The sequence below is a fragment of the Rhodopirellula maiorica SM1 genome, assembly GCF_000346295.1.
Lineage (GTDB): Bacteria > Planctomycetota > Planctomycetia > Pirellulales > Pirellulaceae > Novipirellula > Novipirellula maiorica.
Genome location: NZ_ANOG01000935.1, coordinates 1 through 10367 on the forward strand (window position 1 = coordinate 1; position 10367 = coordinate 10367).

Annotated in this window: 9 protein-coding genes; 4 read left to right on the forward strand and 5 right to left on the reverse strand. The window is 55.0% G+C overall.

All coding sequences use genetic code 11. The features are described 5' to 3' along the window. Nucleotides 1–229: 229 nt before the first annotated feature. Nucleotides 230–2413 (reverse strand): methyl-accepting chemotaxis protein, encoded by a 2184-nt coding sequence (locus tag RMSM_RS37530; protein ID WP_008706212.1) that lies wholly within the window; start codon nt 2411–2413, stop codon nt 230–232. Between the two features lie 96 nt (nt 2414–2509). On the opposite strand from RMSM_RS37530, the gene RMSM_RS43525 reads away from it, so the two are divergent. Together RMSM_RS43525 and RMSM_RS43530 are read left to right on the forward strand one after the other, a co-directional pair. Continuing rightward, nucleotides 2510–3313 (forward strand): alginate export family protein, encoded by an 804-nt coding sequence (locus RMSM_RS43525; protein ID WP_008706214.1) that lies wholly within the window; start codon nt 2510–2512, stop codon nt 3311–3313. Next, on the forward strand, nt 3310–4041 hold the full coding sequence (locus RMSM_RS43530; protein WP_040770180.1) for an alginate export family protein: 732 nt from the start codon (nt 3310–3312) through the stop codon (nt 4039–4041). Before RMSM_RS43525 ends, RMSM_RS43530 begins: the two co-directional genes overlap by 4 nt. A gap of 76 nt (nt 4042–4117) precedes the next feature. Here the strand turns inward: RMSM_RS43530 and RMSM_RS29795 are convergent, their stop codons facing one another. Beyond that, entirely contained in the window at nt 4118–5782 is a 1665-nt protein-coding gene (locus RMSM_RS29795) for a hypothetical protein (protein WP_040770183.1), read from the reverse strand. 149 nt (nt 5783–5931) lie between these two features. Between RMSM_RS29795 and RMSM_RS29800 the strand changes: the two genes are divergently transcribed. Continuing rightward, on the forward strand, nt 5932–7098 hold the full coding sequence (locus RMSM_RS29800; protein ID WP_008706227.1) for a hypothetical protein: 1167 nt from the start codon (nt 5932–5934) through the stop codon (nt 7096–7098). Nucleotides 7099–7499: 401 nt separating this feature from the next. On the opposite strand, the gene RMSM_RS29805 is transcribed toward RMSM_RS29800, so the two are convergent. Next, nucleotides 7500–7928 (reverse strand): Hsp20/alpha crystallin family protein, encoded by a 429-nt coding sequence (locus RMSM_RS29805; protein ID WP_008706228.1) that lies wholly within the window; start codon nt 7926–7928, stop codon nt 7500–7502. A gap of 57 nt (nt 7929–7985) precedes the next feature. Beyond that, a complete protein-coding gene (locus RMSM_RS29810; protein WP_008706229.1) occupies nt 7986–8414 on the reverse strand; it encodes an Hsp20/alpha crystallin family protein in 429 nt (142 codons plus the stop codon). Between the two features lie 506 nt (nt 8415–8920). Here RMSM_RS29810 and RMSM_RS29820 point away from each other — a divergent pair. Then, complete coding sequence (locus RMSM_RS29820; protein WP_144058061.1) at nt 8921–9256, forward strand: PF20097 family protein; 336 nt, start codon at nt 8921–8923, stop codon at nt 9254–9256. A gap of 87 nt (nt 9257–9343) precedes the next feature. Here the strand turns inward: RMSM_RS29820 and RMSM_RS29825 are convergent, their stop codons facing one another. Next, nucleotides 9344–9658 carry a hypothetical protein gene (locus RMSM_RS29825; RefSeq protein ID WP_040770191.1) on the reverse strand — a complete coding sequence of 105 codons (315 nt, stop codon included), beginning with the start codon at nt 9656–9658 and terminating at the stop codon, nt 9344–9346. Nucleotides 9659–10367: the final 709 nt, after the last annotated feature.

Consider the following 10367-nt stretch of genomic DNA (forward strand, 5'->3'; position numbering starts at 1 on the left):
CCGAAACTCTCTGCGAGTTTCGCTACGAAAAAATGCTTCACAGCGTTGGCCCAAACGGCTAACGGGATTTCACTCAATGATTCCTGCCGACCGGCTTAGCTGCACGACGGGACTCGTCACCCCGCCCACTACGGCCCGCCCACTACGTTAACAACACTTCACTCCAAACATTTGTAACAAAACTCGAACGACGGACTTCTTGCCGAACCGTTCCTACGCCTGGGTGAGGCTATGAGAGTTTTGTCGAAGTTTGTCGGTTGGCGGATTCGGATGTGAGTTCCGCCAGTTCGTTGCTCAATTCGGTCAAGTTCATAGCCGATTGTTCGATCTCTTGCAGTGCCGCCGCGTGGTCGGCCGTCATCCGTTCCATGTCTTGCATGGTTTTATCGAGTTCGACTGTACCGGTGGCTTGTCGTGTTGCTGCCGAAGCGATCTTTTTTGCGGTCAACGCGGACGCCGAGATCGTCTCTAGCAACGTTTGCACGAGGTCGCCGGTTTGCTGAGCGACCTGGCGAGCTTCGGCAACGACCACTGTTTCTTGCTCGGACGACTCCACGGCTTTGCGGATGGCGTTGAGGATCTCCGATAGAATGCCGCGCACCTCGCGTGTCGATTGCATCGATTGTTGAGCCAAGCGTTTGATCTCGGCAGCCACGACAACGAATCCCTTGCCGTGTTCGCCCGTTCGCGCGGCTTCGACAGCGGCGTTGAGTGCTAGGACGTTGGTTTGTTCGGCGATATCGTCGACCGTCGCGGTGATTTCGCCAATCGCCTGCGCTCGCTCGGCAAGCGAAATGACGTGAGTAGCGGTTTCTTCGACCTGCCTTCGGACCGACTCCAAAGCTTCGATAGATTTTCCCATGGCTTCACGGCCTGTTTCAGCAGTCGCTTCGACGTGTTGCGCTTCGTCGACCATCCTATTAGCTCGTCCTGCAGTATCGTGGGCAATACTAGAGATCTCGTTCATGGTGCTTGCGGCCTGCGAAACGGCAGCGGCTTGGTCATGCGAACCGCGAGCCTGTTTTGACGTCGTGGATAGTATGTCATCGCTGGTTGAATTGAGGCGGCCGACCGTATCCGCAATTGCTTCAAACAGCGTATTCCGCTCACGCTGTGCACTCAACATTTCTTCTTGCGACGCGAGGGTCAAACGCTGTGATTCCAATCGCTCGTTCTGTTCGGTCAGCTTTTCCTCTTTACTTTTCAGGTCGTCCACCATCGATTGCAGGTTTCCTGCCATCTGATTAAATCCTGCACTCAACTTGGCGACTTCATACTGTCGCGCAGCAGGAATTCGGTATTCAAGTTCTCCTTCGCCAATGCGATTAGCGCCTCGCAGCAATTCATCGATAGGTCGGGTGACCGAACGTGCGATCATCCATCCGGCGGCAATCACCATCAGCGTTGCGAAGAACGCAAGCAAGATGATCTGGTTGCGCAGTCGTTTGATCGGAGCGAATACCACCGAAGACTTTCTTGCTTCCAGAACGACCCAGCCCATTCCTGCAAAATCACCGTGTCCGCGAGAGACGGCAAACGCTCCCAACAACTCTTCGCCATCACGAACATCCGTTAGATTTGCAACAAATGCATTCTCGTTCTCATCGAAGTCGACGTCTTGAAAGTACGCACTGCCATCTTTCATTCCTGTCGATGCTTGCCCGGCTTCGCGGATCACGGTGTGATCTCGATCGAACAGCAACAGATACCCGTCGGTTTGGTTATTTCGCTTGTACTTGTCGACGATCTCAATCAGTTCTTGAATATTCAAAACGGCTTTCATCACGCCTAGGAACTCGCCGTCCTCGTCGACCGCCTTCAGACAAATGTCGACCGAGTGGATTCCTGCACTCTCGTCGAAACTGACGTCCTCGATATGCAATCCGTTTTCAACGGCCAACTGCCACCACGCTTCGTCGTCTTGGCGGTAGTCCGAGGTTCGGTTGGTCTGCGCGACGTTGGCACCAAATCGGTTGGTGATAAACACCTCGCCGAACACAGCATGCCCTGCTGATTTTTCCAATTGCCGCAGCCAAACATTAAAGTCGCGGGCCAGATCATTTGTCATGACCTGCTGCATCAACGGGATCGTCTCGTCATCCGGTGTGGAACGCCACTGCTGATCACGCTGCTGCACCCAGTCCGCAGGATCGTCCATCTGACTCATCTCTTCGTTCGATTCCCGCAATGATTCGCGTACGAGGTCGGTTTGCAAATACGCCTGCCAAGTGGTCGCGCGGGTTTGAATGATCCAATCGACCTCGTCCATCACTTCTTGAGCTCGGGTGACCGAGTTCGCTTCGATGGCGTCGCGCAAACTGGTTTCGCTAACACTGGTCGCGTAGATTCCGACCAGCCAAATCAGAATCGTCGGCAAAATCGTTGCAATCAGCAACTGATGGACGATACGCATGGTCGTGTACCCCGGAAGAAATCGCAGCGTTAAATGATTTTGATTACTCCGATTGTAATTGAAGTACCTCGTTGAACGGATCGATATGACCCCCGAATGTCATGTTTCCTTGTCGCCGAGTTGTGCGGTTCTCCGATCTCTGCCGATATGAACGTCAATCAATTTTCCCAACTTCGTGTCTTGTTATTCGCGATCGCCATCTCACCCGTGGTGGCGCCGCAGACGCATGCCGACGATGCTCAGCTCGCTCGATCCGCCTACAAACAAAGCTTTATCGAAAACGATTTTAGCTATCTCGACGATCCGGCGTACCAAGAGCAATTCCTGGGTGAACGTTTGAAACGGCTGCGTCCCTGCAGCGACGTCACGGTCGACTTGGGTGGTCGATATCGATCGCGGTATCACAACGAAAACAATCTTCGCGGCGGTCGTCGGTTGACCGGTGCCAGCGACGAATTCGTGCTGTCACAGTTGTTCTTGTTCGGCGATGTCCATATTGGCGAAAACCTGCGTGTCTTTGGGCAAGCGATTGATGCGACTAGCGATGGCGAAGACCTGCCGCCTCGCGCCAGCGAAGTCAACCGTTTCGATATGCAAATGCTCGCCGTCGATGCGCTACTGTTGAGCGATGGTGACGACCAAGAATGGTGGCTGCGACTCGGACGCCAGGAATTGTACTATGGATCGCAGCGATTGCTGGCCAGCCGTCCGTGGCGGAACACGCCGCTGACCCACGACGGCGTGCGGAGTTGGTGGAAGTCCGATTCGGCACGAATCGACGCCTTTTGGGTGCGGACAATCGATCCGGCACAGCATCGGCCCGACGATCACAACTTTGACACCCCTGATCAAAGCCGACAGTTCTACGGCGTCTTTGGCACATCAAAAAACGCTCGGTGACGCGCGACCTCTACTATTTCGGAATGACCGAAGAAGATGATCGAGTGCAAACGTTCGCCGGTGTTCCTGGCGGTTTTGATGTTCACACGATCGGCGGACGCGTTCTGAAAAACGAAGGCGATCTATGGTTCGAAGTCGAAGGCGGCTACCAATTCGGAAGCTTTTCGACGTCTCGTCAATCGGCGGGGTTTGCAACGGTGGGACTGGGGCACCGCTTCGAACGGTTGCCGCTGAAGCCGACCACTTGGCTGTTTTACGACTGGGCATCGGGTGACGATGATTTAAACGACGGCGTTCACGGCACGTTTTACCAGCTCGAACCTCGTGGACACTATTATCTAGGATACGCCGATTTGACGGGGCGTCAGAACATCCAGGACTTGAATCTTCAGACATCACTTGCGGTCACCGATGATATGGATTTTCGCATCCATTTTCACAACTTCTGGCTCGCCAATCGCCGAGACGCGCTGTACACCAACGGTGGCGGGGCAGCGTTCCAAGATCCCACGGGGTCGGCAGGAAACGAGATCGGCCACGAGCTGGATTTGCAGTTGCGCTGGGCCATCTCACCACGCGCCCACTTCTTAGTCGGATACAGCTACCTGTGGGCAGGCGACTACTTCGACAGTCCCGTCATCCAAGGCGGCCCCGCTGGAATTGCTCCCAACGGAGCGAACGGCAACGACGGCGAATTTACGTACATCCAGACAACGGTGCGATTCTAGATAAAGAATCAAATGTGGGGGACTGTCGACATGCAAGGGATGAGCCTGCGTGCAACATCTCCTGTTAGACGCCCTTTTAGAAGGGATGATCGAGATCGGTTTCGTTACTCGCTGGACGTCGCAGCGCTTCGTCGATCCGACTTTGTAGGTCCGCTGACTTGGAAACCAGATCCGAATAGCGATCGGCGAGCGATTGAAGATTGGCTTTCAATTCGGATGCGGATTGCAGCCGCTGATCGGCATCGCTGCGACGGTAGTTGGCAAAGCACTCGTTCAGTGAAGTGATGTCATCGCGAGAAGCGTTGCATCTTTCCAGCTCCGATACGATCTCGGCAACCATAAAGGCCATTTTCAAAAATCCGCCCGAGTCGCCGGGTATCGGACCTTCATTACTCACACCGGACCATGCAGAGGCGAAGGGATCGTGTGTCTCACCACTGGCTTCGCGCTCGGCCCATTTGCGATCCATCTCGGCGTGAAATTTGGCGTCTTCGATCTGTTGCTGTTCCCAGGCGTCACGTGTTTGAATCATTGAAAAAGCAAACTCGTTGTCCAGTTCCAAGTGATGTCCGTCGATGCTGGTAAAGCCAACGCCAAACAGTCCGTCGGCCATCATTTCGCAGATCGGACAATCACAATCAGCGATATGTTGCTCGGACTCCACTTCATCGATTCCATCAATGACGACCTCAGCTCCGCGAGGAACCCGACGTCGATCGCACTCGATGATAAAATTAGGTGACGAGCCGCCTTCAAAGGAATTGCTCAACCAAAGGTCTTTGACGCCGCGTAACAATTCAGTCAGCTGGTCGATATCTGTGCCGCTGTTCGAGCCGTCCGGTGCCGGATTTCCTGTCGGTTCGTCGGACGGATTACGTTGATCCGTCAGGAAAAACCAGCTTGCATCGATCACTTCGCGGCACAAGTCAAAGTAGAGACACATCTCTTGGCTACCCATTGGCGCGGACTCAAATCCGGCCCAGTTATCTGGAGCTGCGATCATCGGCCCACCGTCTTCGAAACGACGGCGTTGCCCCCAAGTGACGTGATCATTCCACTCGATCGCTCCGTGCAACAGTTGCCGTGGCACGCGGCCGCCCAAGTCTGAGCGTGGCGTTAGCAACCAATCACGATGGACGGCAACCGTGAACGGATAGCGAGCGTGCCTGTCTTCGCTGGCGTTGCTGTTTCGCCAAGCATCGCTGTCGACCGTTTCTAAAACCCTCGCTGCGATATCCGTTAAAAACGCATCTCCATACAGGATGTCTCGATTCACATAAGGTTTGTTGATCGGCGATTGACGAGGTTGGTTGACAGTTTCTGCGGTGACACCTTTATGTAGTTCCCACCACGGCGGCAAATGAATACTGAGCGGGCAATGTTGTTTTCCCGTTTCATCGACAACCATCGCGAAAGCATCATCACGATCCACGGACATGAAGTTGCCGCCCATCAGGATACGTTTCTCGCGAAAATCGATCACGAGCCAAGCCTCTGCCGATTGAAGAGCCTCCATGGCTTCTTCGCAATCAGTTTCCTCGAGCGGCACACTGCTGGCAAATTCACAAACCGCGGGCGTGCGATAGCGAGGCCACGCACTCATCGCTTCATTCCAGTTGGCCGGATCCTCCGACGCCAACGCGATCAACGTCAATGCTGTATCGGCATCACAATGTGTTGCCAACCGCGATTGGGACGCGTCGATGACAACCACCGTTGCCAAATCGTCATTTTGATCCATTGCTCGCTCCACACCGAATCCGGGAAGATGGCCAAATGAGATACTTTGATCTTAATGCATCTGTGGTTGTCTGTGTGTCGGCGCCGTTCTTTCTTAGAATGCAAAAAAACGTTCACTCCAATTGCGGATTATAAACTAGGTGTCGACTCATGAGCGAATACCAATTTGTTGCCTTTCAAGCTGTCGACAGACCGCTGGATAACAAGCAGCTTGCGTTTGCCGAAAAGCAATCGTCGCATTCGGAACTTTCCCGGTGGCGGATGTCGGTCGAGTACCACTACTCCGAGTTTCGTGGCGATGTCGACGGATTGTTGCGGCGCGGCTTTGATGTGTACCTTGCCTATACCAATTACGGCGATCGTGAGATCCGATTGCGACTACCTCATGGGCTGGCATTTACCAAGTCAACATCGGATCCGTTTCTGGTATGCGAAGGTTTGCAATGGAAAATGGACGCCGAGGGCAACGGTGGGATACTGACGGTGTCTCCGTATCAGGAATCAGGCGAAATCGCAGAGGTGTGGGAGTTGGATAAATACTTGGATTCGCTTGCAAAGGTACGTGAGCAACTGATCCGAGGCGACCTTCGTGCGTTGTACCTGCTGTGGTTGTGCGCGGCCTACGACGATAACTACGATCCGGCGGAAATCGTCGAGCCGGCTGTACCACACGGTCTGGCGAAGATGCCCTCGATAGCCGCCGAGCTGTTGCTGTTCTTCGGACTCGATCCATTGATATTGAAAGCCGCTGCAAGCGGTGTGCCTGGAGTCGCCCCCGAATCTGACCAGGAAGACCCCATTGCCGTCTGGTCGCAATCGATCAGCGAAGTACGATCGCGAGCGTTGCTGCGACGATGTTTGAAAGAAGATCCGGTCGCGGTCAAAGCTGAGTTACTAGCGGAAATTCGTGATTCGGGATCCGTTGTTGATTGGCCAACCACGGTGCGGGGCCGTTCGCTTGAAGTGCTGCTTACCGCCGCTGACGAATTGCGTGAGCAGGAGAACAAAAAGGAGGCGAAGAAGGCGCAAGCGAAAGCGGTGAGGGAGGCTGCTAAGGCGGAAAAAGAACGCCAGGCCAGAATGGAGAAAATGAAATCGTCTCCGGAAACATGGCTCGCCCAAGCCGAGAAGTCGGCCGCTGCGCGAGGCACAGTAAACTACAAGGCCGCTGCCGAAATCTTGGCCGATCTACGTGAAGCGATCGGGGGCGAGACAGGCAAACGACTTGCTCATGACTGTGCCAAGAAACTCGTCACGGCCCATCCAACGCTCAGTCTGCTCAAGTCGTCACTGCGAAAGCGTGGTCTAGTCGATTGAGTAGCGGAACGGCGTGAGCCGTCCGGTTGAGGCGAGTAAAACGTTCGGTCTAGACCGGGCGGGCCCCGCGCCGCACCGCTACAAACGCCACCCGTTTAGTGCCAAAGTAGATGGCATTGGGCACGAGCCCTCCGGTGATTTGGTCGGGATGAGGAACCGGGGAGGGCTTGCGCCCTGCCGCTAAAACCTCGCAAAACACGGGGGACAAATACTTCTCAACGTTGGGATTGGGACTAGGACGATATGCTCTGTCCCCAGGCGGCTAGTCCCCAGGCGGCTTTCCTGTGACCGTGAGTCAATTTGTTTAACAGCTAGCCGAAGGCGTCTGCGATTGTTTCGCAGGGATGGACGCCTTCGGCGAGCCGTTAAACGAACGGACGTTCGTTTAACGGTTTGCCTCATCAAGCCGCTTTCACTTCGATCCGTCGCGGTTTGGCGTGATCGGACTTCGGCAGATGCAGCGTCAACACGCCATCGTGCAATTCCGCCGTGATGGCTTCGCTGTTGATCGCTTCACCGATCATGAACGTCCGCTGGACGTCGCCGACTCCGTATTCGCGGTACAGGTATCCTTCGCCATCATGGCAGCGACTCACCTTGCCGTGAATCGTCAGTTGACGGTTCTCGAATTGGATTTCCAAATCGTCATGTTCGACGCCCGGAAGATCGCCGTACAGGATCAACTCGTCGTCGCCTTCCCAAATGTCAAACCGAGGTTGGTAGGTCGATCGAGCTTGTTGATTGCTTTCGTTTTGATATTGGCTCAGTCGTCCGTTTTCATTTTGATTTTTGCTTTCGTTTTGATTCGTTGTGGTCATGGTGGTGCTCATGGTTCACCTCCAAAAATTTGGGATTTGGTTTGTTCGGGATCGTGCAAACGGGGTGGATCAGTTTGCCTTGACTTCGATTCGTCGTGGCTTGACGGCTTCGCTCTTGGGCAGCGTGATGTGAAGCACGCCGTTTTTAAACTCGGCCGATACCCTTTCGCTGTGGATGTCACCGGGCAATTCGATCATGCGGCTGAATTTGCCGTAGCTGCATTCTTGGCGATGCCATGTTCCGCCTTCATGCTCCGGTGGCTTGCGTTCGCCTTTGAGCGTCAATTGATTTCCGGTGACGTAGATTTCCATATCATCCATGTGGAAGCCAGGCAATTCAGCTTCGGCGTAGACGTTGTCCTCGTCTTCGCGAACGTTCAAAGCGGGGAAGCTGCCGACGCCCATCACGCCGCCGTTACCGCCGCGGCTGAACAGCCGATCCATTTCGCGGCTGAGTCGATTCAGCTCCGTCCAAGGTTCCCAGCGAGTTGCTAACATGTTCGTACCCTCCTTTCAAACGGGTTCATAAGAAGAATCGTGTTTCAAGTTGATTTTTTATGGGATTAACCGAGTGTGCCTCGGTGGCAGTCTTTGCTGGGCAATTGGGTAAAATTGCAACGGCTGTACCAATTGCGAATCAACATGGTGGCGAAGCTTCCCGCTGAAGAACGTGCGTGTTGACTTCGTGTCAATTTGGCGTCCCAGCCGACAAAAAGTCGCTCGCACCGATATGGCAAAATGCTCACAGCAAGCTGCTGCAAACCACTGCTCGGCAAGCTCTTTGCGGTACATCCTTTGCAACTTTCGGTCCGCCACACGTCCCTGTTGCGACAGACTGGCATGCTAAGAAAAACTGGCGTGGTGAGACCGACGGGAACTGCGGTCAATGCTTGTCATCGCAGTTTATGCACGTACCAAAATGGCAGCCCCTGGCAACCGCCGCGATCTGTTTTGTGCCCTGATTGAATGTGACCAGAACCGAGAAGGTTGAAGGAGACCAAGCGATGTCTTTCATCACGCATCATTGCCCGTCCTGTCACGCTCCGATGCGAGAGGGCTTTTTGATTGATCGTTTTGGCGAGTTCCAAAAAGACACCTTGTTCTGGGCGAGCGGCAGTTTCGGATCGTTTATGTTGGGACGCGAGCAGGTCTATCCCGTGACTACATGGCGGTGCCAACACTGCGGTTTGTTACAGTGCTATGCAGCCCCAGCTGAAATGCGGCAAGGTGATCACGCTGCCGCCACGACGCCCGGTGTCAACGACGCTGACGACTCGACACCGCCGCAGCAACCCACCGAGCACGACTCGCCCAACACCCTCCACCAAGTCGTCTCGTAATGGATAGAAACGGATCCGCAGACCGTAAAGCACTGGGCATCACCTTCGTAGCCACGCTCACCAGAGCGTCAATGGTTGGCACTGTCGCTACATCGCACGGGACGACCACCAATCGGCGTAAGGCGTGTTCTTGATCAGGTAGCGATTGTAGTCGCGGTCGTCGTCCCACCACGTCGGCCCGCGTTCGCCCAATGCGACTTTGGCTGCGTGCACCTTGTTGCGAGCGGCGGCCAGTGCATTGTCGTCGCTCGATCGCCGAGCGGCGGCAACCTCGCGGCGGGCGGTCATCAGTTCACTGACCAAACGCTGGCGAGTTTCCTCGTCCAGGTTCGGGTTCGTGCAACGCCACAGCCGTTCTCGATGAACAAAGTAGCGGCCGTCGGGGGTAATGGGGTATTTCAAAAAGTCGAGCCTGTTCGATTTCCAGCGGGGGCGTCTGCGGTCCTTTTCAATCAGATTACACGATTTGCGAAGCACCAACCTTCCGATTCGTGTGTCGCCATCAGGCCAAGCCCGTCGCTCGGATTCTCTGCACGTCCCCTTCACTGCTGGACTGTAAACCGAACAATGCTGTTTCGCGATGAGGAGGCACTCGTTGGCGCGTGGAGAGAAACAGAGAAACAGAGAAACAGAAACAGGGACACAGCCCTTTACTGGGGGGCTGCACCTTAAGCGGATTGGAGCAACGCTGTGAAGCATTTGATAGCGGCCCGGCGCGAGCCGTCCGCTTGCAGCGAGTAAAACGTTCGGTTTAGACCGGGCGGGCCCCGCGCCGCGCCGCTACAAACGCCACCCGTTTAGTGCCAAAGTAGATGGCATTGAGCGCGAGCCCTCCGGTGTTTTAGTCGGGATGAGGAACCGGGGAGGGCTTGCGCCCTGCCGCTAAAACCTCGCAAAACACGGGGGATAAATACTTCACAACGTTGGGATTGGGACTAGGACGAAATGCTCTGTCCCCAGGCGGCTCCCCACCGAAGAACCTGCGATTTATAAATTCTGAAAGTCTAGCCCTCCTCGCTTCCGCCGGGCTTGTCCCGGGCGGAGCGACAACTGGCAGCTACCCAACAAGCCCCCGATGCCTCTGACCTTGCCCCGCGAAACGCCGGAGGCA

What these genes read in the sequence shown, in the direction of transcription:
- RMSM_RS37530 (WP_008706212.1), bottom strand. Translation starts at nt 2,413, where the DNA reads ATGCGTATCGTCCATCAGTTGCTGATTGCAACGATTTTGCCGACGATT.
- RMSM_RS43525 (WP_008706214.1), top strand. Translation starts at nt 2,510, where the DNA reads ATGTCATGTTTCCTTGTCGCCGAGTTGTGCGGTTCTCCGATCTCTGCC.
- RMSM_RS29795 (WP_040770183.1), bottom strand. Translation starts at nt 5,782, where the DNA reads ATGGATCAAAATGACGATTTGGCAACGGTGGTTGTCATCGACGCGTCC.
- RMSM_RS29800 (WP_008706227.1), top strand. Translation starts at nt 5,932, where the DNA reads ATGAGCGAATACCAATTTGTTGCCTTTCAAGCTGTCGACAGACCGCTG.
- RMSM_RS29805 (WP_008706228.1), bottom strand. Translation starts at nt 7,928, where the DNA reads ATGAGCACCACCATGACCACAACGAATCAAAACGAAAGCAAAAATCAA.
- RMSM_RS29810 (WP_008706229.1), bottom strand. Translation starts at nt 8,414, where the DNA reads ATGTTAGCAACTCGCTGGGAACCTTGGACGGAGCTGAATCGACTCAGC.
- RMSM_RS29820 (WP_144058061.1), top strand. Translation starts at nt 8,921, where the DNA reads ATGTCTTTCATCACGCATCATTGCCCGTCCTGTCACGCTCCGATGCGA.